We start from the raw sequence: 24,330 nt of genomic DNA, 5'->3' as shown, positions 1-24,330 counted from the left end.
CTTGTCAAACTCTTCAGTCTGAACATTTACAAATTACGAATACCAGCCATCATTTTCATTGTGATAAATATCTGTTGGAGTGTAGACACTGACCGGAGCTGTCATATCACCAGTTACTTTTTTACCATCGTTTTGATTTCCAAAAGTTTTGCTATCAGAAGTATCCGCATTTTTCACGATAATATAATCAAAAGAACTAATGCCTTGTTCTGCGTTTACTTTTAGAGTATGTTTATTACCCTCTTTAGATAAATTTTCCCAACGACCCTTATCATTTTCTTTGCTATCTTTCCAAATCCAAGCAGCATAAGAATCATCGGAACTTTTTGACTCATAATGAATGGTCACGGGTTGTGTATTTTGAAATTCAGTTTCTGTACTGTAATCATTCCATGTATTATCAGAAGAATAATTTTTTGCTTTTTCTTCTTCATCCTTACTAGCGTTTGGATCATACTTCGGACCTACAGGAGCACTCGCTGTTGGTACTACAATTTCAGTATCCTTTGCAACTGGTTCTGTAGCAATCTCTTCAGTGACAGTTGGTGGTGCTGTCACTAAAGCTGATGGTGTTTCGCTAAGAATTTGACTAGATTCTTCAGCAAACGCTTGCGTGTTAAAAGCGACGACTGATGCTGCTACTAAGCTCGCACCAAAGAGCCACTGCTTTCCTGATTTCCACATTCTATACTTACTTACTTTGTTTTCGTTACTTAGCATTCCCATTAATGATAATCTCCTTTGAAAAAATTAAATTGTTTCTACACTTTTTATTATGCAACCGCTTGCAATAAAAGTCAATATCTTTCGACCAATGAGAATGCTTTCTTGATTTGCCGAAATTAGAAAATTTGTTATTTCTAATATTTTACTCTTTTCATGATTATTACCATATCTGTCTTTGCTAACTTCTTGCCAATATTTATCGCCTTTTTTCCTCTATTTTGCTAGAATATTGATAACAACATCAAAATAAGGAAGGCAAGTCTGTGAATATAAAACGCAATACCCGATTCTCAAAAATGGGGGCGCCAGTCACTATCTTAATCGGCGATTATCAAAAGGTCTCTTTATATAATCACGATAGCATTGAGTTAGCTTTTGACTCTCCTATATACTTGGCCATTAAACACAGTAAACAAGCCAAACGACTCACGCAACCTAATGAAAATTTAGTAATTACAGATAACCCACTCAATCTCTTTCTTTTTTGGGGAGGCGTCTTTATCACCTTAGCTAGTCAGCTTATTCTTTCCTTTGATTCTCCTTTTCTGTTTTGGTTGGCCTTGTTAGGTCTTTCGTGCATTATTTCCAGCTACTTTCTTCCTCGCTTTAAATGGGAAAATCAATAAGAGCCTGGGACAAAAGCTCGTCGACAATTAGAAAAAACGAACAAAGATAGACTTAAAACTTTGATAAGCTGTCTTTGTTCGTTTTTATTTCTATTTTGTTAACAAATCAGAACAGGTAATGTAGAATTTCTAAAATGAAAATCTTTTTGTCCCAGACTCTTTTACGTCTTTACTTGGTCAGATTTCTATGAGATAGTTCTTTAAAATGATCCCCTTCTTTCTGAAAAAGGTACAAACCAGCTTTATCAAGCATCATATTTGGATAAAGTGTTTCTTGTCCATCTTGATATTTTACGACTGTCCATAAGTCTTGTTTTTGGTCATGAAGGACTTGAAACTGCTTATCGTTACGAAGAACTTTTACCCGTTTTTCTTCACGAGCTTTTTCAAATTCAGACTGACTAATATTTGGTAATAAGCTATAAGCATAGCTATCATCTGTTTTAGAATGTCTTTGACTTATCGTAATAAAAACTTGCTTAATAAGCTCCTTGTTTTTAGAACCTGTGTTGATATCAGACCAACGTCCACTTTGCTCTTTTTTGTTAAAAACGAGTGAACTTACTTGATCAAAGAGATAGCCGATATTTGATTTGCCATCTTGAGACAAGAGGAAAATACTCGTAACATCATCTCTTGAGAGTTCTTTGTCTGATAGTGAGACTTCTTGTCCATTGATAAACACACGGTAAGCATTTTCTGAATTTTCCTTGCGTTGATCAATGGTTGTGCTTACAGTCTGATTATTACTATTAATAGCTGTACCAAGAAAAACGATTTGATCATCTAGGATAGCCCATGATTTTTTGGCACTGACAGTTTTGTCCCAATTGTGGAAATCCTTCACTGCTAAGCCATTTTTCTCATCTGCTTTGATGGCTCCTACAAATGAAGAGGATAAGGTAGACATCCCTGCCTTTTCTTTAGTAGTTGCCTTATATTGATTCGTTAATTTCTTCAAGTAGTCATCTGTCACATCTTCTCTTTTCGATTCAGACTCCGTTGTTCCTGCCATTTTCAGAGGGTTTACTGTTGGCCAATAACGATCCGAATAGTGAGTCAAATCGTTATTATAAAGGTAAAACATGCCATCACCCGTGTACCAGCCACGGGTATTTTCATTGTTCATGGCTTCAAAATTCAAGGTCTTACTCGAGTGCATGGACAGGGCAAAGGCAAAATCTTTGTCAGCATTATAATAGGCTAACTTATCCATGTTGTTAAATAAGGATAGGGAAGATTGTCCCTCGGAAGCTTCAATACTATCATCCGCCAAAAAGTCCTCAAAAAGCTTAATGTCATAATAGCTAGATAAGCTCTCTAATATGGTCTTCTTATCATGATAAGCCAAAATGGCCTTAACGTGACTTTTGACTTTCGTTTTCATTTCTTCTGGCAAACTATCAGATAGTCTTAAAATACCGCGTAAGGCTTCTAAAGCTGCCATCCTGGATGAGGCATTGTCACGACTAATAGATCGCCCCCGACTCATATCCATCAACTCTCCCTGAACCATGAGGGGTAAGAATGAGTGCTCAATCCAATGATTGATGTGAGTTAATTTTGATTGATCTAATTTCAAGTCAGATGCTTGAATAAGAGGAATCAACTGAGATAAGCCATCAATCAAAACGTTAGCATATGCTCCTGTGTATGCGACATTAGTGTGATCAATATAAGAACCGTCTTCATAAAAGCCTTCTCCTTTTGAACCATCCTTTTGGAAGGTAAAGAGTGTCTCTAATGCCTTGATACTTTCTTGAAGTCCCCTAGTGTCGTGACTTAAAATAGCTTCTATCACTTTTACACGTCCCATATCCACAAGATTGCCTCCAATAGCCTTAAACGGATTGACTAAAGTAGACCTAAACTGTGTTGGCTTCGGAACAAAGTGAGAAATGCTTTTTGTTTGCATGGTGATTTCTTCACTTGTCATATAAGGATAAAGGAGAGTTAGAGTATTGACAATCGCCCTAGGCGTTCCAATTTCAAAATCCCACCAATTGGCTTTGCCTTCAATGTCTTTTTGAGGATTATAAACATTCAGGTTTAGCCAAGCGAGACGCTCTTTGATTAATCTGATTAAATCAGGATTGTCATAATACTGAGAAGCTGGACTAGTGACTTGTTTAGCCATTTCCTCTAAATGTCTGTAGGTCGCTGTCATATTAGACGACTTGTCCAAATCCTTCAAATCTTTCCACAAATACTTCTCTTCTTGGCTCTTAACCAGACTCGCTAGATTTTTCGTGACACTGGCATCCCATTTTTGATTTAAGGCTTGCATAGCAGCACTATTTTCATTATAACTTTCAGCTCCTTGAATCCTCTCTTGCCATTTAGAAATGAGTGAGGTCATCTGATGATCTTCTTCTGCCAGTATCTCAACAGGAAGACTGCCAATGTTTTGACCTTCTTTATTTGAGACTTCTAATAATGTTTTTCCTTGACTTAATGGCATCAAGACTCCATTTTCAACGCGTACAATCTTATTGGAACTTGCAGACACTTGATAATGGTAATCAGGCATCTCTAGTAAGTATTTCTTAGACAAGGGTAAGCTAATTTTTTCCTCTAAGCTATGGGAAACTGGTTTGACAGCTCCACTTGGTTTATCCCCGGCTTCTCTTAAGGAAATATTATCAAATACCACCTGTCCTTGTCCTGTTTCATAAAAAAGTTCCAATTTAACTTGATTAACTGCTAACTTAGGAATATAAAGCTTTTCCTGATGCTTGACCTCAGTACCAGATGCCATTGGAGACAACCACAAGCGCTGTTCTTTTTTAGCATCTTTTCCTAATTCTTCAATAATGCGTACAAAAGCTTGACCTTTTTTGTCTTTAGTCGCAATGTCAAAAGTTAGTAAATACTGTTTTTCAGGATTAATGCTAACCATTTGATGAACACAAGCTCTAAAATTTTGGTTCTGATCACTGGTCATGGTTAGGTGATGATTTGAAGCATCTATTTTAGGATTACCTTTTGTTTCTTTCTCATCTTTATAGATTTGCCAATCCTTAGCCGATTCTCTTTCCCAGAGTTGATTCTTTTCTTGAGGTTTAACTGGATTAGTCTGATCAAAGTTAGGATTTTTAAGCAAATTGTCACTGGTTAGCGTCACTTGACTCTCCAAGCTTACCTCCTCTTTTAAAGGAGCTTCTTGGGAATCACTTGCTTGAATCTGATTAAAATAATCATCTTCTTGCATGAGTGACTTGACTTCTTGAATTTCTTCATAAATGCTCGTTACAGCTGACTCTTCTTCAGCTAAAACGGAAGGCGCCCATAAAAAACATGTCGCAATAAGACTAGAACAAAGATAGGAATAATAGTTTTTTCTCTTTTTCATCTGATACCCTCTTAGTTTGAATGACTACCAATTAGCATTGACGGCAATAATCAGCAGCCTTGTTTTTTATTGTCTCAAAATGATCTTGACTTGCCAATTGATTAAATTCCCCACCTACACCCAAGACCTGAGCACCTGCTGTAAACCATTGCGAAACATTTTCAACTGTCACTCCACCAGTTACCATAACATCCACTTGAGGCAAAGGAGATTTTATTGCCTTAATAAAGGACATGCCAAGGGTAGCTCCTGGAAAAACTTTTACCATTTCGACACCTGATTCTAAAGCTCTCACAATCTCATCAACTGTCATACAGCCTGGAATATATGGGACACCATAACGATGACACAATCGAGCGGTTGAAGCACTAAAGTTTGGGGAAACGATAAAACGAGCTCCCGCTAAAATAGCCAAACGTGCCGTTACCTCATCAAGAACGGTTCCCGCTCCGACTACTACTTGTGAGTCTTTTAGGCTTATGTCTTTCAAAGCCTCAATCACCTGACTAGCATGGGGATTGGTGTAAGCAACTTCTATGCTTTTTATTCCGCCTTCAATACTAGCTAAACTACAGGCAAGCGCCTCTTCTTTTGAATTACCACGTACCACTAAGGCTAATTTATTAGCCTTTAAGCGCGTCATTATCTCTGATTTTCCCATCTTACCTTTTAACCTCTCGATTTCCTGTTAAAACAGGCTCTACCTGATTGCTTGAAACAAAGAGTTGATCATCCGCCACAGTACACTTAAGACTCGCTGCTGCAACTCCGAAGTTCAAGACTTCTAGAATCGCTTTTCCCTGACAATACTCATGTAAAAATCCTGCGACAAAAGCATCACCGCTACCAACACGCTGTAAAACCCTAGTAGCAAGTGACTGTGATTCATGAAACTTGCCATCATAAGCATAAGCCTTAAAGTGGTTAACACCTTGTTCGTCAGTTTCACGTTGAGTGTGACACATCAGTTTTAATTGATACTTCTGATATAAAGACGCTAAACGATTTTCTATAACTTTCTGACTAGCCTTATCCCTATCAAACAGCTGACAGTCTGAATCATCTTTTTTTAAGGGATCTATACCAAAGATAATATCAGCATAAGCTGCAAAGTGTGAAAAAAGTTCCTTGGCTTCTTTGACAGAAATCATGGAAGAGCGAAAATTCAAATCAAAAGAAATGCAAATATGACGATTACGAGCTTCTCTGGCTAAATACTCGACAAGTTCCTGGCTAGCTTTTCCTAATGCTAAGGTAATGCCACTAAAGTGAAAATGTGTCACTGACTCAAAAAGTTGATCAAGATTCAAATCTTGATCAGAAAGTTCTGTAAAACTCGAACCTTTCCGATCATAATATACCTGAGCAGGACGACAACCAAAACCATTTTCCAGAAAATAGAGACCTAAACGCTGACCAGACCATTGAATATGGTTTGTGTCAATGCCACTTTGTCTTAAAAAACTCTCAACATTTTTCCCTAATTGATTATTAGGAAGTGTTGTCAAAAAACTTGCTTGCGTCTCAAAGCCACTAAGTGTTCTTGCGATATTAACTTCTGAACCCCCAAAATAAAGGTCAGCTTGACAAGCATTACTAAGCGTCTGAAAATGGCTAGGACTAATGCGAAGTAGGGGCTCCCCAACTAATAATATCTTGGTCATGAGCTTTCCTCTCTTTAAGTCCTACTGTTTAAGTACTTCTTTAATATAGTCAACGATTGCAGAAGGCTCTGCATTGGCAAAGAAATAATCTTGGAATTTTTCTCCTGAGATAGTTTCTTTTAAGAAATCTTGATCAATGTCTTTTAAAATGTCTAATAAATCCCGATAAGTGATTTCTTTCAGTTGACTCAAAATCCGAGCATTACGTTGTTCAGGAATAGCCCGTTCTTTAGGATAACCACCACCCATCGGCTCTGCAAAGAGACGTTCAAAAATCAATGTTAGATTCAACTCAGCTCCCCAACCAAAACCTTTAGCATAAGGGATAGATAAGGCATTACCACCATTAATTTGAGAGAAAAGATAGGCTTCAGTAGGCTCACTAGCAAATCCACAAGTGACACCAGGAAAACTGTTAAGTGCAAGCATCGCTCCTACACCTGTTCCACAACCAGTAACCACAAAGTCAGCTGCTTTTGTGGTCAACAAAAGCGATGCCAAGAGGCCATTTTGAACATAGGTCAATTGACTTTCACCTTCTTTCCCATATATGCCATAGTTAAAAACAGCATATCCATAGCGATCTGTCACAGAAGTCAATGAGTCATAAATAATACTATTTTTAGCAGCTTGACTATTTTCGTTGATTAATGCAATTTTCATGATCTTATCCTCTTTCTTCTATCATTAAGGTTGTTTGCCAATATAAGCTAAAATACCACCGTCAACATATAAAATGTGACCATTAACAAAATTACTAGCATCGCTAGCTAAAAAGATAGCTGGTCCAGCCAAATCCTCTGGAGTTCCCCAACGAGATTCCGGAGTCTTCGCAATAATAAATTGGTCGAAAGGATGACGACTGCCATCTTCTTGTAACTCTCTTAATGTAGCGGTTTGTGGTGTGGCAATATAACCAGGTCCGATACCATTACATTGGATATTGGCTTGACCAAATTCAGAAGCAATATTTTTGGTCAACATCTTCAATCCACCCTTGGCAGCAGCATAAGCACTAACTGTTTCGCGACCTAATTCACTCATCATCGAACAAACATTAATGATTTTCCCGTGTCCTTTTTTAATCATGGATGGTAAAACGGCCTTAGCCACAATAAAGGGGGCATTTAAGTCAACATCAATAACTTGACGAAAATCTGCTGCTGCCATCTCAAGCATAGGGGTACGTTTGATAATGCCTGCATTATTAACTAAAATATCAATAATGCCAACTTCTTCTTCAATCTTTGTAACCATCTTTTGAATACCTTGCTCATCAGTCACATCACATACATAGCCATGCGCCGTGATGCCCAAACTGTCATAAGCAGCCAGACCTTTATCAACAAGATCTTGGTTAATGTCATTAAAGACAATCCTTGCTCCAGCCTGGGCATAAGCTTTGGCTATCTCAAAACCAATCCCGTAAGATGCCCCTGTAATTAAGGCAATTTTTCCTTTTAACGAAAAACTATTTTTCATTTCTTTCACCTCATTAAATAATTTAAGTAAACCCGTTTACTAGGACTATGTCAGAGTAAACCGGTTTTGTCAACTCTTTTTATGTAACCGTTTTAGTTTTGGTTCTTAAGTTGTTAAACAAATAGCCTTCTCTAAACAATGATTTATCACCCCACTATTGATATTTCCTTCTATATATAGGATATTTGCTATTGGTTCCTCTTGCAAAAAAGGTTCAAGTGAGATTTTGAGCTTTTTTAAAATATGTTAAAAAAGCTATTGACAAAGAATTTTGAAAGCGTTACAATGTTTTTAAGTAAACCGGTAAACTAAAAGGAGTTAAACATGATTTCAATTATTGTTGTTGGTCACGGACACTTTGCAAGTGGTATCTTGACCTCACTAGAATTAATTGCAGGTAAACAAGAGCAAGTCACTGCAATTGATTTTACAGCCAAGATGTCATCTGCCGATGTTCAAGATCAATTAGTTAAAAACCTAAGTAATTCAGGACAGCAGCTTGTTCTTTGTGACTTGCTAGGTGGCACCCCCTTCAAAGTAGCTTCTACCCTAATGACACAATTAGATAACGAAAATATGAATGTTCTATCCGGATTAAATCTTACGATGTTAATCGAAGCTATATTTTCACGCCAACAAGCAAAAAGCTTAGACCAGTTGGTTGAAACAGTTATCGCAGCTTCTAAAGAAGGCATTTGTGATTGGAAAACATTATCTTGTCAAACTGAAGATAGTACATTAGAAAGCGAGGGAGTCTAAGCGTGAGAACTTTAAAAAGCATTCAAGTTGAAAAGGTCCATGAAGCTGAAAGGTTCACAAGAAGAGTCCCGTTAAGTAAGGAAAAAATCGAAAAAGCTCTTGACTTAGCTCTTCAGCAAATTCGCCTTAATATGGATTACTTTGGGACCGACTTTCCAACACCCGCCACTAAAGACAATCGCTATCCTATCATGGATAATACAGAATGGACCAATGCTTTTTGGACGGGTTGTCTTTGGTTAGCTTATGAATACAGCCAAGACCAAGCAATTAAAGCTCTGGCCCAAGAAAATGATCGTTCTTTTCTTGAGCGTGTCAATAAAGATATCGAACTTGACCATCATGATTTAGGTTTCTTATATACCCCATCTTGTATGGCCGAATGGAAACTCCTCAAATCACCGGAAGCTAGAGAAGCAGCCCTAAAAGCTGCAGACAAATTAATCCAACGTTACCAAGAAAAAGATGGCTTTATTCAAGCTTGGGGACAATTAGGAAAAAAAGAAGATTATCGTTTGATTATTGATTGCCTACTAAACATTCAATTACTATTCTTTGCTTCTGAAGAAACTGGTGACCCTAAGTATCAGCAAATGGCTATCAATCACTTCTATGCTTCTGCCAACAACGTGATTCGTGATGATGCTTCTGCTTTTCATACCTTCTATTTTGACCCTGAGACAGGACAAGCCCTTAAAGGCGTCACTCGTCAAGGCTATAGTGATGATTCTGCTTGGGCTAGAGGCCAAGCTTGGGGAATCTATGGGATTCCACTAACCTATCGCTACTTAAAAGACCCGCGCTTGATTGATTTCTTCAAAGGCATGACCCATTATTTCCTCAATCGCTTGCCAGAAGATCAAGTATCCTACTGGGATCTCATTTTTGGTGATGGTAGTGGCCATTCACGAGATAGCTCAGCAACAGCTATCGCTGTCTGTGGAATTCATGAAATGTTAAAACACCTTCCAGAAGCAGACCCAGATAGACCTATTTACCAAGATGCTATGCAAACGATGCTACTTTCTTTAATCAATCATTATGCCAACACTGACCTGCAATCTGGTGCTCCTCTCCTCAATCACGGGGTTTATTCTTGGCACTCTGGAAAAGGTGTTGATGAAGGAAATATCTGGGGTGACTACTACTATCTCGAAGCCTTATTACGTTTTTACAAAGATTGGATACCTTACTGGTAATCCACCATCATAAAGTCAATATCATCATCACTATTAAGGAGAACTTATGACACAACCAAACATTATCATGACCCGAGTCGATGAGCGACTGATCCATGGCCAAGGACAACTTTGGGTAAAATTCTTAGACTGCAACACCGTTATCGTCGCAAATGATGCGGTTGCAGAAGATAAAATGCAACAAGCCCTTATGAAAACCGTGATTCCTTCAAGCATCGCCATGAGATTTTTCTCTATCCAAAAAGTCATTGATATTATTCACAAGGCAAGTCCAGCACAACGCATTTTTATTGTTGTTAAAGACTTAACTGATGCTAAACGCTTAATTGAAGGTGGGGTGCCCATCCAAGAAGTCAACATCGGAAATATTCACAAAACTGATGACAAAGTCGCTGTAACACAATTCATTTGTCTGGGCCAAGCGGATAAAGAAGCCATTCGTTGCTTAGCACATAATCATCAAGTAACCTTCAACACCAAAACAACCCCAGATGGTAATAATGGTGCCTCAGAAGTTAATATTTTAGATTATATTTAAACAAGGAGATTGATATGGATATCAATATGTTACAAGCCTTACTTATCGGCCTTTGGACAGCCTTTTGTTTTAGTGGGATGCTACTGGGTATCTACACTAATCGCTGTATTATTCTTTCATTCGGTGTAGGAATTATCCTAGGTGACTTGCCAACTGCCTTAAGTATGGGAGCTATTTCAGAATTAGCTTATATGGGATTTGGTGTTGGTGCCGGCGGTACCGTTCCGCCAAACCCAATCGGCCCTGGTATCTTCGGAACCTTGATGGCTATTACCAGTGCAGGCAAAGTCAGTCCTGAAGCTGCATTGGCTCTTTCTACACCAATTGCTGTGGCCATTCAATTTTTACAGACCTTCGCTTATACAGCTTTTGCAGGAGCTCCTGAAACAGCTAAGAAACACCTTAAAAAAGGAAATATCAAAGGCTTTAAATTTGCTGCAAATGGGACTATTTGGGCTTTTGCCTTTATCGGATTAGGATTAGGACTTCTTGGTGCTTTATCAATGGATACTCTTCTTCATCTCGTAGACTATATCCCACCTGTATTATTAAACGGTTTAACAGTAGCTGGTAAAATGCTCCCTGCTATCGGATTTGCCATGATTCTTTCTGTGATGGCTAAAAAAGAATTAATTCCATTTGTCTTGATGGGTTATGTCTGTGCTGCTTACTTGCAAATTCCAACTATTGGTATTGCTATTATCGGTATTATCTTTGCCTTAAACGAATTTTACAATAAACCAAAAACAGTTGAAGTCACAACTACTCAAGGAGGCCAACAAGATGACTGGATCTAAACCATTAAACAAAAAAGACTACCTTAAAACATCTCTTCGAGCCTTCTTTTTACAAAATGGCTTCAACTACAGTAATTATCAAGGAATTGGCTATGCTAACGTCATCTATCCTGCTTTGAAAAAACATTACGGTAAGGATAAAGCTGCCCTTCATAAAGCCTTAGAAGACAACTGTGAATTTTATAATACTAATCCTCACTTTCTTCCTTTTATCACTAGCTTGCACTTAGTCATGCTTGAAAATGACCGTCCTGAAGAAGAAACACGAAACATTAAAATGGCCTTAATGGGGCCTTTAGCTGGAATTGGTGACTCCCTATCTCAGTTCTGTCTAGCACCTCTATTTTCAACCATTTCAGCTTCTTTAGCTAGTGATGGTTTGGTCATTGGTCCTATTCTTTTCTTCCTAGCCATGAACATTATTCTTACAAGTATCAAGATTGGATCTGGTTTGTATGGCTATAAAGTAGGAACAAGCTTCATTGATAAATTGAGCGAACAAATGGCAGTCGTCTCTCGTATGGCCAATATCGTTGGGGTCACTGTTATTGCTGGATTAGCAGCAATCTCTGTTAAAATCACTGTTCCAATCACTTTTGCAGCTGGAAAAGTTGATGCTGAAAATGCAGCTCAAAAATTAAAAATTTGTGACCATTCAAGGGATGCTTGATAAAATTGCTCCAGCATTGCTGCCAGCCCTATTTACCTTATTGATGTATTATTTAATCAAAAACAAAAAATGGACAACTTACAAATTAGTTATTCTAACTGTTATTATCGGTATTATTGGTAGCTGGCTAGGTATTCTAGCCTAATAGTTAAGAGACTCTCTTATTAGTGCATCGGAAAGTTTCCATGATGACATAAGGAGTCTCTTTTATTATTTTTTTAAAAGGAAAAATATCATGCATTCACCACTTAAGGATTTTATTAGCCGATTTGATATTGACGCTACACGAACTTATATTCTCAAGCATCAAAACACAACTTATCAGAAAGAAAAAGAGCTAGCAGATTTACTCTTAAATAACACCTTTGTCTACGTTGATAATTGTGACATGGAACCTTGCCACATCCCTTACCAACTCAATCCTATTCTTTGGAATCAAGCCGTTACGGATGACCCTGAATGGAATTACATGCTAAATCGCCAGACCTATCTGCAAAAATTAGTATTAGTAGGAATGGTTGAACAAAATCATACTTATCTTAACAAAGCCAAACATTTGATCTTAGATTGGATTCGTGCTGATTTACCACTTAATCCCAAAAGCCTAGCCACTCGCACAATCGACACTGGTATCCGTTGTTTTTCTTGGGTCAAGTGTATCCTCTTTTTAAAAGCCCTAAACTTGCTGTCAAAAGAGGAAGAAACACTGATTTTGGCTTCTTTAAAGCAACAGCTAGACTTTCTTGAAATGAATTATCTGGATAAGTATAGCCTAAGCAACTGGGGCATTCTTCAAACAAGTGCCATCCTATTAGCTGATGTTTTCTTTGGTCAAAGCATAGACCTAAAACACGTTAGTCACTTTGCTAAAAAAGAATTACCTCTTCAATTGTCACTCCAAGTCTTAGAAGACAGTAGCCAATTTGAACAATCAAGCATGTATCATGTTGAAGTCCTCAAGTGTCTTCTCGAATTAGTTGCCCTAGCGCCATCTTATCTCCCACAGGTCAAAGACTGTCTCTTAAAGATGAGTCATTACCTACAAGCTGTGACAGGACCAGATCATAACCAAATTGCTTTAGGAGATAGTGATGTCACCGATACCCGAGATATATTGACCTTAGCTGCTATTCTTCTTGAAGAAGCTAGCCTAAAAGCAGATGCCTTTGAGACAGTCAATTTGGATACACTCCTTCTACTTGGAAAATCTGGCATTGATGCCTTTAACCGTTTAAATCGTCCCGAAAAACAAAGTCTCGCTCACCATTTTCGTGATTCAGGACATGTTTGTATCAAAGATCAGGATTTTTATTTCTTCTTTAAAAACGGTCCCATTGGAAGCTCCCATACTCATAGCGATCAAAATAGTTTAGCTCTCTATTACAAAGGAAAGCCCTTAATCATTGATACAGGACGATATACCTACAAAGAAGAAAAACTGCGTTATGACTTTAAGAGTGCTCAAATGCACTCCTGTTGTTACTTAAAAACAAGACCCCCTGAAGAAATCAAGGGCTCTTGGTCATACCACTCCTACCCTAAATCACGTTTTTGCCATTTCAAACAAATTGATCAGTATTACTATATCGAAGCTGAGTATGAGACACAATTTAGCCAAACAAGTCAAAATTACAGCCAAGAAAGACAGGTCTTAATTCTCGAACACAAAATCATTATCATAATTGATTACCTCAAAAGCCACGGACAAGAAACCATGGTCAACCAGTTCATTCTAGATGATAAGGTCAGTGCAAGTAATAACCAGCTTGAAGCTTTTTCCATTATCAGCAAGACTCCTATGAAACTAGAAAAGACCCTCATTTCAAAAACTTATAACCAATTAAGTCACAGTCAAAAACTGATCAAAGAAGTGACCTTTACAAATACCTATCAAGACTTCACCATCTTACTGCCACATGGTAGCACTATCAAAACTCTAACTCCTCGTCAAACAGGAAGTTCACAAGACATACCAGCTGCCTTAGCCTGGCGTATCTCTGGAGCTGACTTTGACTACAGTGTTTGCTTCTTACAAAATGACTTAGTAGTTGGGGATAAATTGCTTTTATTAGAAGACGACAAAATCCGAGGAAAGGTTGTCTTGGTTGATCATTTGAGGAACAAGAAAATGAGATTTAAACACTAAATCATTTACTTCTCAATGTGTTATAATGATATTAATAAATACCACCATAAAGGAGTGTCTGCAATGCAGCACAAAGTAACCATTAAAGATATTGCTGAATTGGCTAAAACTTCCAAAACCACAGTTTCTTTCTATCTAAACGGAAAGTTTGACAAAATGTCGCAAGAAACCAAGGAAAGAATCAAAGAAACAATCGAAGCTACCAATTATAAGCCTAGTATTGCTGCTCGTAGCTTAAACGCTAAATCAACTAAACTAATTGGTGTTGTCATTGGAGACATCACCAATAGCTTCTCAAACCAAATTGTCAAAGGCATTGAGAGCAAAGCTCAAGAGTTTGGCTATCAAATCATCATCGGAAACAGTAACTATGACCCTTCACGAGAAGATGAATTGATTGAAAAAATGTTGAATCTGGGAGTTGATGGCTTTATTATTCAGCCCACTTCTAATTTTAGAAAATATTCTCGTATCATCGATGTCAAGAAAAAACATATGGTTTTCTTTGATAGTCAACTCTATGAGCATAGAACCAATTGGGTTAAGACCAATAATTACGAAGCTGTCTATGATAGCATCCAACAGTGTATTGCTAAGGGCTATCAACATTTTATCATGATAACCGGAAACCCTAATCTTTTGAGTACACGTATTGAGCGAGCCTCTGGTTTTATTGACGTCCTTGCTGCCAATCATCTGGATTATCAACAACTCATTATCGATGAGCAAAAGACTAGCTCACAAGAAATGGCACAGTTTCTAGAAAAGGCCCTAGACAAAAAGGAAAAGAGCCTGGTCTTTGTCCCAAACTGTTGGGCGCTACCAAAAGTCTTTACTGCCATGAAACAGTTAGAAATCGACATGCCCAAAACTGGTCTTATTGGCTTTGATAATACTGAGTGGACCCGTTTTTCATCACCTAGTATCACAACCATTATACAGCCTGCTTATGAAGAAGGCGAGCAAGCTACTAAAATTCTCATAGATGATATTGAAGGACATAGCAAAGAAGCCAAACAACAGATTTTTGACTGTCAAGTGAATTGGCTGGAATCTACTTTTTAACGATTCCTTAAGCTAAATATTTTTGAACTAAGGAGAACGGATATGTCAGTAACAATCAAACACAAAACATTTGCCCTGACTTTTGGAGGAGCTGCACCAATTTATATTAATAAAAAGCATCAAACTTATCTCTATAATCATGACAACAAAAGTATTGAGATACCAGATGAAAAAGCCATTTTATCCTGTAATTTTCTAGCTTATCCTAAGATTGAGGTAAAAGACGGTGATACTATTTTGATTCATACTAATCCTCCTTACTGGATAGGATTTTCACTTGCGCTACTTCTTATTATTTATTTGGGTTGGCTAGCGCCTAGAGATCTAACAGTCTTATTGCAACCTTACTTTGTTATCATTTACCCAGTTCTCCTGATATTAATCAATTTAATCCCTTGCTATCGTTTAAGTAAATTACCTTAAAAAAAGCCCTTAGACAAGTTGTCTAGGGCTTTTACCTATTAAAATATCATATTAAATGGCTTTTTCATCTTGACCCAGTGAGCGTTGAATGGCCTTCACTGTCTCAACAAGGACTACCATTAATAAACTTCCGATAATAACCACTAACCACTGTGTCCAACTTAAGTGAGTCACATGGAAGAATTGATTAAATCCTGGAACTACTACTGTTGCCATCAAAGCAATGAAAGCTACTGGAATAGAGTAGTTGAAGAGTTTGTTTTTAAATAGTCCAACTGTAAAGATGGATTGATAGACAGACTTAACGTTGTAAGCATGTACCAATTGAATCAGACCAAGCGTCACATATGCCATAGTCAAGGCATCTGCATGGACATCATGATAGCTAGTATGCTCAGGGAACATTAAGGCAAAACCATACACACCTAAAACAAGGAGGGTTTGGAAGGCACCTTGGTAAAGGATAGCTTCTTTGACACCACCATCGAAGAAGCTTGATTTACGTCCACGAGGTTTGTGTGTCATTACACTTGGCTCAGCAGGTTCAACACCAAGCGCAATGGCTGGAAGTGTATCTGTTACTAAGTTAATCCAAAGTAAGTGAACTGGTTGCAATACATCCCAACCAAACAAGGTAGCTAAGAAGATAGTGAATACTTCAGCCATATTAGCTGACAGTAAGTATTGAATGGTTTTTTGAATGTTTGAGAAGACTTTACGACCTTCTTCAACAGCAACAATGATTGTTGCAAAGTTATCATCGGCAAGGACCATGTCAGAAGCACCTTTAGACACCTCTGTACCAGTAATACCCATACCAATACCAATATCGGCTGTTTTAAGTGACGGTGCATCATTAACACCATCCCCAGTCATGGCAACAACTTTACCTTCATTCTGCCAAGCTTTAACGATACGCACTTTATGTTCAGGTGATACGCGAGCATAAACGGAATACTGTGTAAAGACTTTTTGGAATTCTTCATCAGATAGCTCATTTAATTCAGCACCTGTGAAGACATGATCCACACCATCTTCTTCAATAATTCCCAAGCGTTTGGCGATCGCTTCTGCTGTATCTTGATGGTCACCCGTAATCATGATAGGACGAATACTAGCTTCTTTAGCCACTTTAACCGCTTGAGCTGCTTCAGGGCGCTCAGGGTCAATCATCCCAACCAAACCAGAGAAGACTAAATCAGCCTCAACTTTATCTGTTTCCAAGGTTGGTAAGGTATCAGACAATTTATAGGCCATCATCAAGACACGTAATGCTTGTTTAGCAAGGCTCTTATTGGTATCAAGAATAGCTTTTTTATCAGCATCTGTAATCGGACGAATATGACCATTCTCTTCAATTTGTGTCACACGTTTTAAGAGTTGATCTGGCGCTCCTTTAACAGCTATAAAGTATGTTCCATCTGCTTGTTTGTGAACTGTTGACATCAACTTACGATCAGAATCGAAAGGCAATTCTCCAACACGCGGTTCTGAAACTAAAGCCTCACGCACATCAAAACTGTGGTCTAATCCAAATTGAACAAGGGCAGTTTCAGTTGGATCACCAATCAACTTACCTGAAGGATCAATTTTAGTATCATTAGCAAAGTTCATGATACATAGCGTGCTATTATCAGAAGAAATAGCTTCTGATGAACTTTGGAGAACACCGTTAGTATATACTTTCTCAACGGTCATCTGATTCATGGTCAGAGTACCTGTTTTATCTGAAGCGATAATTTCAGTTGAACCTAATGTTTCAACTGCAGGTAACTTACGAATAATAGCATTACGCTTAGCTAATACTTGTGTACCAAGTGAAAGTACTACTGTTACGATAGCTGGTAGACCTTCTGGAATGGCTGCAACGGCAAGTGCAACTGATGTCATCAAACCTTCAAGTGGATGTTGGCCTCTCAAGAAAACACCGACCGCAAAAGTCACTGCTGCAATAACTAAAATAGCATAAGTTAGAATCTTAGAAAGGTTATCTAGATTTTGTTTCAATGGTGTATCAGTTTCATCTGCATTGGCAAGCATTCCAGCAATATGACCAACTTCAGTATACATCCCTGTATTGGTAACCACACCAAGTCCGCGTCCATAAGTGACGTTAGAGTTTTGGTAACCCATATTAACACGATCACCAATACCAGCATCAGCAGCCACATCAACCGAAAGGTCTTTTTCAACCGGCACTGATTCACCAGTCAAAGCCGCTTCTTCAATCTTCAAAGAATTAACTTCTAAAAGACGCATATCCGCTGGAACCACATCTCCTGCTTCAAGCAAGACAATATCACCAGGTACTAATTCTTTGGAATCTACTTCGATGACATGACCATCACGACGAATCCGAGCCAAAGGGCTTGACATAGACTTCAAGGCTTCAATAGCTGCTTCTGCTTGCCCTTCTTGATAAACACCAAAGGCAGCGTTTAAGATAACAACTGCTAAGATAATAATAGCATCCGTCATCCCTTCCATTCCCTCAGTAACAACTGAAAGAAGAGCTGCAATAATCAAGATAATAATCATCAAATCCTTAAATTGATCAAGGAATTTCATGAATAGGCTACGTTTTTCACCTTCATCAAGCTCATTACGACCATATTCAGTCAAACGTTGCTGAGCCTGCGCGCTTGAAAGGCCTTCTCTACTAGACTCTAACTGAGTCAGTACCGTTTCTTCACTTTGCGTATAAAACGCTTCATGTTTTTGTTCTTTGGACAAATGACTACCCCCTTGGTCTTTTCAAATAAAAAGACCTGTTTATTATTATTAAACAAGTCTCGCTGTTTCAGATTGTACCGGAAATCGAAATTCCGTATTGACGACACAATCACGGCTAACCGTCTGCTACTCCCTTGATATAACCATTATTATACAGAATTTAGCATTAAAAAACAAGAAAAAACCACTGCTTTTTTCATAAAACCCCGAAAATCATCAGATGATTTTCGGGGTTTAAAGCACTTTTAAACACTTTTTTGTTATAAAAATAATTAAAATCATCAAATATCATCCGATGATATGCTTTTTAATCATTATACCATTTCAGTTTCAAGTCATAATTTGCAAATGCAAGTTCTGAGTTTGCTTGCAGTAGAGCATACGCTAAGACTACTTCTTGTTTTTTGAGATCCAAGTGGTATGTTTTTGTATCTGTCACAAATTGTTGAATACCAGCTGGAGTTGGTAAGGCAATTAAGACTTGTTGCTGATTCTTAAATATCATCAAACTTTGTGGCTTAGAGAAGCGACTCATGGTTAACTCCTCTTCCTTCAACTTGATAACAACTTTTTCCTTGTCATCATTTTCATAAATAAGATAAGTCGCATTTGCTTTTTCTTTCACATCAACGACATGAACTTCCTCGATCAGCTCTGTGTCTTGGTCCAGAGTGATACGATTTGTGATTTCAAGTTTCATTTGTCTCTTCCTTTTCTACTATCGGTCTATTTTACCAATTTCTACTTATTTTTTCAATTTTTGTTATAATGAAGGCATGAATGAAACCATTTAAATCGCTGAGTTTCAGCACCACTCCCCGACTTTTCCCCGACTTCTGGACGAGGTCTTTTTATTATACTTCTAATTTATTTGATAAAACATATCAAAAAAAGCCCTCCTGTATGGGAACAAGAGGACGATAGAGAAAGATCATGGGTTCGGCCAAATTAATAGTACCATTATTTTACCGAAAATACAACAAAAACCAACCCGAAGGTTGGCCTAGTTATAAAAAAGTTAATCTGCCTACGAAAGCTGATTACTAGCAAATGATACCACACAATAACACTTTAGGCAAACAAAAAACCAGCCGTATGGGCTGGAAAAAATAGCTTTTATATTTTCATGGATGATAGTTACATTGTACGCTGTTGTTCACAAAATGTCAACTGATTATCCATTCCACCAGCCTTTGAAATGCCATCATTGGTCTTGGATACTGTCACCAAAGCGCTGATACCAAGTTTTGCTTTCGTCATACTCCATGTATTTTAAATACATATCTTCGGCTTCTGTATCTTCGTTTGGTTGCTCTTCACTCGGCTTATCTTTTGGAAGTGTTTCGCTCTGTGGCTTTTCAGCTTCAAACACTAATTGGCCAAAGTGGAAATTGCCATCATCCGCAAACGACAATGTTACCTTATCTCCCTCCTCGAGTGGTTTCTCTAATTGAACAGTGTAATTGCCACCTCCATCAGCACGATTACCACTCACCATCCATTTTCTTTCTGTACATCCATTGGCAGTTGTTGGGCATGTAGTCTTTACCTCTCTAGCTTCAGCCTTTATTTTATCCACACTTCCATCATGATGTTTTACAGAACCATATACATACCCATAAGGGTCTAAATTAACATTGATAGTTGTATCTCCTGTTTTAAAAGGACCTACTGTCACTCCCCCTATACTTTGCTGCCCCATGGGTTTAAACGTAGTACTGTCCGCCTTAACACTTAGCGGAAATAAAACACTAATAAGGGAAGCGCCTAAAATAATCAATGACTTTTTTAATTTCATTATATTTTTATCCTATTTATAAATTCAATTTAACTAGTATAGATTAATTAAGTTAGAAAACCAATAGAAGAACACAAAAAAGCAAGAGCCGCTAGTGTCAGGCGATTCTTGCTAAGAATTTCTATTTTTTTGAATTTGTAAAAGCAGTACACTTTATCCCATTAATCATTGCTTTAACAGAATCATAATCTTTAAAACCTAAAAGTTTTGCCCTACTATCATCTTCTTTACAAAGAGCCTTCAAACTAGACTGTATGTTTCTCCATTGATATTTGGAATTAATAGTATTTACAAGATAGACTACAATAGCAATAATAACGGATAACTTATTAGAAGGTTTAGTCACGTTATGTTTAATTATTACTGTATCAATATAATTTCTCCATTCTGAACGAAGTTTAGGCTTTGTTGTGATTTGAATATCCAGTACATTTGAATTATGAGCACATACATTTCTTATGAAATTCAAGCATTTAAGCCACGAAACAAGTTCTTCTGGTGTACAACTGTAATATTGACAAATCTGTTTAATGTTCTTCTCGCTCATGATTGTTAAGATTGAAACGATGTCACCAAACATCAATAAATCAATAGCAAGCCACACTGTTGGGAATCCATCTGGATCAAGGTTAATTGATTTTTGTAACTCAGTTAGTTGAGATTTTCTTACAGTATTCAATAAATTCTTTTTAATCCTAAATTGTCTTTTTTCAATATCATATTTTGTAAACTTATTCCTATTAGCCCATGAAGAGAAATTTAAATATCCAAATGCTCCGTATCTATCCCCCAAAACAAAGAAATTTTGTTTTAATAGACACTTCAATTTTTTCAATAGCGTGCAGTAGATAGATTCTTAAGTTTTTATCCTGATAATATCTTGCCAAAACTTCTGCAAACTCAATATTATCATATAAAATATCTTGCTCCTCACCATCTTGTCGCTTTATTTCAAGTGGTTTTGCAAATTCTTTAATTCTATAATAACTGATGTGTTTGATTTTCTCTACATCATCAGCTTTAACAATTAATCCACGTTTTTCAAATAGCCTAATTTGATCTTACCATGTCAAAGCTAAAGGTTGTTTCATAACTCTCCTAACGATATAAAAAAAGCCCCATATCAGAACGTATCTGCCTTTAAAGGAATGGGGGGGTTGTCTTGTTAAGATAATTATACTTTTTTTAAAAATAATGTCAAGACACAAGGTCGTGTCTTGAAACTTATAAATTCAAGCGAACACAACATATTGAATGATTGTATATAAAAATACATTTTTTAACACAATATATTGTAAAAATTTTGTTGCATTCACTATTAATAACAAAAATAGCCCCCAGCATATGCTGAAGGCTTATTTCGTCTTATTTTAAGGAGCTTTACCTCCTATCTAAAAGTACCAAAATTAGTGACACGTCTGCCATTTTGTGAGTTACCGACCGCGACATATCGTCTAACACCAGTAACGCTGACATATGTTACCCAAATATAGCCGTCTGAGTCAATCCAACCATCATAGTTAAATTCCATATTTTCGCCATAAGTTGCCACAACTTCTGCATCTAAACGAGGTGCTGAGCGAACATTTAAAGCTGCCACGCGTACGGTAAATGTTCCAGTTTCAGGATTAGCTACATAATTACCATCTGACTGTGCAACCACTGGAGCACTTGGCTCTGGTTGTTTTGTTGGTGTGCTATCGTAAGGAGGATAAAACCATCCTAAAATATAGCCAGTGCCATCTTCAAATGGGCGGTCAACATATCGAGCTGGACCACCGATGTAAAGGGCATCTGCGTTACCATCAACGTTTTGCTCGATATTGTGCAAAATATAGCCGTCTGACGTCACAATAACTAACCCAGTATGACCATAGCCGTGAGCATAAGTTACCATCACAAAGATAGCCCCAGCTCGTGTATTAACTCCAGGAGCATTATAGACCACTTCCATCCCTTGGGCAGCTGCACTATCTAGTAAGTCGATAGCGTTTCCCCACAGAGCAATGCCAAAGTATTTCGTTGTAATCCAGTTAGACAAGTCCACGCACTGCGTACCGTAAACATTATCGAGATCAACCCCTTGGCCAGTATCTGCTAATCCCTTGGCAAAGGATAAGACTTCATCTAAAGTTGCCATATTATTGCTCCTTTCGCCATTCAGCGTGCATGCGTTTAACCGCCGCTTCAATGTACATTTCTAAATCTTCATTGGATAGGGTGACGTTGTGCTTAGACAACTCGCTTTGCATGCTTATTTTTGCTTCTGTGAGTTTTTCAATGCCTTTGATGTCTTTATCATAAGCAATCTGTTCAACTGCTTCAACAGCGTTTTTGCGACGATTTCAGCGATTTTAACAGCTTTTTCGCCACCTTTTTTAAGCAGATAATCTTTGACCAACTTGACTACAATACCTGCAAAGATAGTCAAGATTGATAGAGATGACCCTGTGATAATATTAGTGATTTCTTGCATTTTATTTCTCCTTTGTCTCTAATACAGTTAAGCGGATGTCGTGTGCATCGAGTCTCCCCCTCGTGCACCTCAATGCTTTTCGCATCTCAGCACGCTCTTTTGTAGCGGTGTTGAGATTGTGGTTTAGGTCTTTGATGGCATCAGTTAGAGGATTTACTGTATCTGTCAATAATTTGTTATTTTCTTGCTTGTAACCGCTCAGCCAATCGGCTGTCTGGCTCGATGACAAGCTTTTCGTAAATCCAAATCATAGCACCACCAATGAGGGCAAGGGCACTAATAGCGTCCCAAGCTCTTTTAGTTGTCTAAAAAGTCGTGCATCTAGTCACCTCACTCTGCCTTTTTGTCAACTTTTTGGCTAAGCAGCTCCATCACACAATCACGTAAATTAAATAGCTTCGGCACTTGTTCAAACTCACAGATGCCGTCACGAACACGACGATACCATACGTCAACGATTAAATAGTCTGTTGTAAATGTCATAGTCATTTCTCCTTGTTTTAACAGTTCAAATAGGGTCACAATAGTGTTTAAGGTGCGTTCCATCACTCTTTACCAGCAACTTCAGGCATCGTTAGTCCAGCTAAGCTTGACGTTACCAACTCAGTCAATTCGACGACAGCTTTATCAACCTTAGCTTGATTATCCTTAATAGCCTGTTCCCCTTTGCTTGCATGGCTGCCATTTGCTTATCGTATTCCTTGACTTTTTCGTTAAGGATTTCAACTTTTTGCACCGATTCTGCCACAGCGTACTCAGTCACATACTCACGCACAAAAGCTTTCAAAGCCATATCCATTAAGTCATCTGCTTCCTTAGCTGTCTGGTCACCAATTAATTCAACAGGGATAAATAGGCCACCATCACCAACTAGTCGCACTTCTGTTTTAGTAATTTTGCCCTCTTCATAGATAGGATATGGTTTTCCTGATAGTTGTAATGTTTTCATCTTATTCTCCTTTTTTACTTTCTTCAAATTGTTCTAAAACGTTGTCAATTAAGACAATTTCGCTAGCTGTAAACTCATCTTCTGACTCTGCTAGATACTCTAAAAAATCAATAAATCGCTTAGAGTACTCATGGCCTTTAATAGTGATAAGCTCTTCCCCAAGCTCTGTGAGCAGGTCGTTAAGCTCGTCAATTTTTGTCGGGTCTGCTAGCTTGATGTTTTTGCGCTCATCGATGACAAACTTGCCATCTTTGTCTTTGGCCGCATACAGATTAATAAGGTCACCCTCATCCTTGGCATACTCTTTGATTTTATCGACCACTTTTGCCAATAATTTAGCACGTCCACGATTGGCACGCATATTAGTGACCTTGATTTTGTCTAGTACACTATAAAGTGTGTTTAATTCTTTGTTTTTTAGTGTTAAATCCATGTTTTCTCCTATAGCCCGTTTCCATGGGCGTTATACTCTCTGATAATTGCGCTGGTGGTATCGGAGTTAAAACTCCACGCTGTGTTATTGGCATGTAACCAACACCTCCACAAGGCCTCAACTGATGCATACAAATCATTCATATCAAGCACTTTTTTCATTTTGTCTGGTCTAAATTTAAATCCTCTATTGATGTTAAAGTCATCTGTAATCAAGACATTATCACCGTATAGCTCGGTTTGGTCGACTGCAGCAGTATGGTCATAGCCTGTAGCATACCTAAACGACCTCAAACCCGCAAAACGACCAGACGAGGCCGAATTAACACCATCACCAGATGAGGTGATACCAATAGAGGCATATAGTGCCGAACCAGTATAGCCTTTTGGCGTCGCATTACTAAAGTGGACAAAGGCAGTGTGTGTACCGTCTTTACGTACCAGAGCGTTATCCCTGCTGTTAAAGTTGATGGTGGCATTACTGTTAAAATCCAT

Annotated in this window: 23 protein-coding genes and 3 pseudogenes; 9 read left to right on the top strand and 17 right to left on the bottom strand. The window is 37.9% G+C overall.

What is annotated here, in order from left to right:
* Positions 1-33 precede the first annotated feature (33 nt).
* Positions 34-726 carry a KxYKxGKxW signal peptide domain-containing protein gene (locus STRIC_RS11520; RefSeq protein WP_008087411.1) on the bottom strand — a complete coding sequence of 231 codons (693 nt, stop codon included), beginning with the start codon at positions 724-726 and terminating at the stop codon, positions 34-36.
* Between the two features lie 263 nt (positions 727-989).
* Between STRIC_RS11520 and STRIC_RS01620 the strand changes: the two genes are divergently transcribed.
* Complete coding sequence (locus STRIC_RS01620; protein ID WP_008087454.1) at positions 990-1,352, top strand: hypothetical protein; 363 nt, start codon at positions 990-992, stop codon at positions 1,350-1,352.
* A gap of 169 nt (positions 1,353-1,521) precedes the next feature.
* On the opposite strand, the gene STRIC_RS01615 is transcribed toward STRIC_RS01620, so the two are convergent.
* The 5 genes from STRIC_RS01615 to STRIC_RS01595 are packed head-to-tail and all read right to left on the bottom strand — an operon-like array spanning position 1,522 to position 7,850.
* The gene (locus tag STRIC_RS01615) at positions 1,522-4,704 is read right to left on the bottom strand and encodes a polysaccharide lyase 8 family protein (RefSeq protein ID WP_008087497.1); all 3,183 of its coding nucleotides are present in this window, start codon (positions 4,702-4,704) and stop codon (positions 1,522-1,524) included.
* A 31-nt stretch (positions 4,705-4,735) separates the two neighbouring features.
* Positions 4,736-5,365: a bifunctional 4-hydroxy-2-oxoglutarate aldolase/2-dehydro-3-deoxy-phosphogluconate aldolase gene (locus STRIC_RS01610; protein WP_008087510.1), complete on the bottom strand. Its 630-nt coding sequence runs from the start codon at positions 5,363-5,365 to the stop codon at positions 4,736-4,738.
* 1 nt (position 5,366) lies between these two features.
* Positions 5,367-6,368 carry a sugar kinase gene (locus tag STRIC_RS01605; RefSeq protein ID WP_008087439.1) on the bottom strand — a complete coding sequence of 334 codons (1,002 nt, stop codon included), beginning with the start codon at positions 6,366-6,368 and terminating at the stop codon, positions 5,367-5,369.
* A gap of 21 nt (positions 6,369-6,389) precedes the next feature.
* Positions 6,390-7,031 (bottom strand): RpiB/LacA/LacB family sugar-phosphate isomerase, encoded by a 642-nt coding sequence (locus STRIC_RS01600; RefSeq protein WP_008087526.1) that lies wholly within the window; start codon positions 7,029-7,031, stop codon positions 6,390-6,392.
* 24 nt (positions 7,032-7,055) lie between these two features.
* On the bottom strand, positions 7,056-7,850 hold the full coding sequence (locus STRIC_RS01595; protein WP_008087516.1) for a gluconate 5-dehydrogenase: 795 nt from the start codon (positions 7,848-7,850) through the stop codon (positions 7,056-7,058).
* A gap of 324 nt (positions 7,851-8,174) precedes the next feature.
* Here STRIC_RS01595 and STRIC_RS01590 point away from each other — a divergent pair, with 324 nt between their 5' ends.
* The 8 genes and pseudogenes from STRIC_RS01590 (at position 8,175) to STRIC_RS01555 (ending at position 15,447) form a co-directional block, all read left to right on the top strand.
* On the top strand, positions 8,175-8,609 hold the full coding sequence (locus STRIC_RS01590) for a PTS sugar transporter subunit IIA (protein ID WP_008087458.1): 435 nt from the start codon (positions 8,175-8,177) through the stop codon (positions 8,607-8,609).
* Between the two features lie 2 nt (positions 8,610-8,611).
* A complete protein-coding gene (locus STRIC_RS01585; RefSeq protein WP_008087459.1) occupies positions 8,612-9,808 on the top strand; it encodes a glycoside hydrolase family 88 protein in 1,197 nt (398 codons plus the stop codon).
* 46 nt (positions 9,809-9,854) lie between these two features.
* Positions 9,855-10,346 (top strand): PTS sugar transporter subunit IIB, encoded by a 492-nt coding sequence (locus STRIC_RS01580; RefSeq protein ID WP_008087452.1) that lies wholly within the window; start codon positions 9,855-9,857, stop codon positions 10,344-10,346.
* Between the two features lie 14 nt (positions 10,347-10,360).
* The gene (locus STRIC_RS01575; protein WP_008087502.1) at positions 10,361-11,143 is read left to right on the top strand and encodes a PTS mannose/fructose/sorbose/N-acetylgalactosamine transporter subunit IIC; all 783 of its coding nucleotides are present in this window, start codon (positions 10,361-10,363) and stop codon (positions 11,141-11,143) included.
* Positions 11,130-11,958, top strand: a pseudogene (locus tag STRIC_RS01570) (PTS system mannose/fructose/sorbose family transporter subunit IID). The gene STRIC_RS01575 and the pseudogene STRIC_RS01570 overlap by 14 nt, the downstream one beginning before the upstream one ends.
* Positions 11,959-12,006: 48 nt before the next feature.
* Positions 12,007-13,959: a heparinase II/III family protein gene (locus tag STRIC_RS01565; protein ID WP_268741215.1), complete on the top strand. Its 1,953-nt coding sequence runs from the start codon at positions 12,007-12,009 to the stop codon at positions 13,957-13,959.
* 63 nt (positions 13,960-14,022) lie between these two features.
* Positions 14,023-15,024: a LacI family DNA-binding transcriptional regulator gene (locus STRIC_RS01560; RefSeq protein ID WP_008087453.1), complete on the top strand. Its 1,002-nt coding sequence runs from the start codon at positions 14,023-14,025 to the stop codon at positions 15,022-15,024.
* Between the two features lie 42 nt (positions 15,025-15,066).
* Positions 15,067-15,447, top strand: coding sequence for a hypothetical protein (locus tag STRIC_RS01555; RefSeq protein WP_008087442.1), 381 nt, complete (start codon positions 15,067-15,069; stop codon positions 15,445-15,447).
* Positions 15,448-15,498: 51 nt separating this feature from the next.
* Here the strand turns inward: STRIC_RS01555 and STRIC_RS01550 are convergent, their stop codons facing one another.
* The 11 genes and pseudogenes from STRIC_RS01550 to STRIC_RS01500 all read right to left on the bottom strand — a co-directional run.
* Entirely contained in the window at positions 15,499-18,180 is a 2,682-nt protein-coding gene (locus STRIC_RS01550; RefSeq protein WP_008087456.1) for a cation-translocating P-type ATPase, read from the bottom strand.
* Positions 18,181-18,487: 307 nt separating this feature from the next.
* Positions 18,488-18,880 (bottom strand): DUF1934 domain-containing protein, encoded by a 393-nt coding sequence (locus STRIC_RS01545; protein ID WP_008087495.1) that lies wholly within the window; start codon positions 18,878-18,880, stop codon positions 18,488-18,490.
* Between the two features lie 504 nt (positions 18,881-19,384).
* Positions 19,385-19,978, bottom strand: coding sequence for a hypothetical protein (locus STRIC_RS01540; protein WP_008087477.1), 594 nt, complete (start codon positions 19,976-19,978; stop codon positions 19,385-19,387).
* A gap of 121 nt (positions 19,979-20,099) precedes the next feature.
* Positions 20,100-21,033, bottom strand: a pseudogene (locus STRIC_RS01535) (Abi family protein).
* A 332-nt stretch (positions 21,034-21,365) separates the two neighbouring features.
* Positions 21,366-22,118, bottom strand: a complete 753-nt coding sequence (locus STRIC_RS01530) for a CHAP domain-containing protein (protein WP_008087535.1) — start codon at positions 22,116-22,118, stop codon at positions 21,366-21,368.
* 1 nt (position 22,119) lies between these two features.
* A pseudogene (locus STRIC_RS01525) lies at positions 22,120-22,454 on the bottom strand (phage holin).
* A 1-nt stretch (position 22,455) separates the two neighbouring features.
* A complete protein-coding gene (locus tag STRIC_RS12560; protein WP_234944181.1) occupies positions 22,456-22,623 on the bottom strand; it encodes a hypothetical protein in 168 nt (55 codons plus the stop codon).
* Between the two features lie 161 nt (positions 22,624-22,784).
* On the bottom strand, positions 22,785-22,937 hold the full coding sequence (locus STRIC_RS12255; protein ID WP_008087460.1) for a hypothetical protein: 153 nt from the start codon (positions 22,935-22,937) through the stop codon (positions 22,785-22,787).
* A 124-nt stretch (positions 22,938-23,061) separates the two neighbouring features.
* Positions 23,062-23,403 (bottom strand): DUF1366 domain-containing protein, encoded by a 342-nt coding sequence (locus STRIC_RS01510; protein ID WP_008087480.1) that lies wholly within the window; start codon positions 23,401-23,403, stop codon positions 23,062-23,064.
* Position 23,404: 1 nt separating this feature from the next.
* Positions 23,405-23,836 carry a DUF1617 family protein gene (locus tag STRIC_RS01505; RefSeq protein ID WP_008087478.1) on the bottom strand — a complete coding sequence of 144 codons (432 nt, stop codon included), beginning with the start codon at positions 23,834-23,836 and terminating at the stop codon, positions 23,405-23,407.
* An 8-nt stretch (positions 23,837-23,844) separates the two neighbouring features.
* Positions 23,845-24,330: gp58-like family protein (locus STRIC_RS01500; RefSeq protein WP_008087428.1), on the bottom strand; the 486-nt coding region annotated here is incomplete at its 5' end.

It is taken from the genome of Streptococcus ictaluri 707-05, from assembly GCF_000188015.2.
In the GTDB taxonomy this organism is placed as follows: domain Bacteria; phylum Bacillota; class Bacilli; order Lactobacillales; family Streptococcaceae; genus Streptococcus; species Streptococcus ictaluri.
Note: the sequence above shows the minus strand (reverse complement) of the source record. Positions and strands in the feature narration are given on the sequence as shown.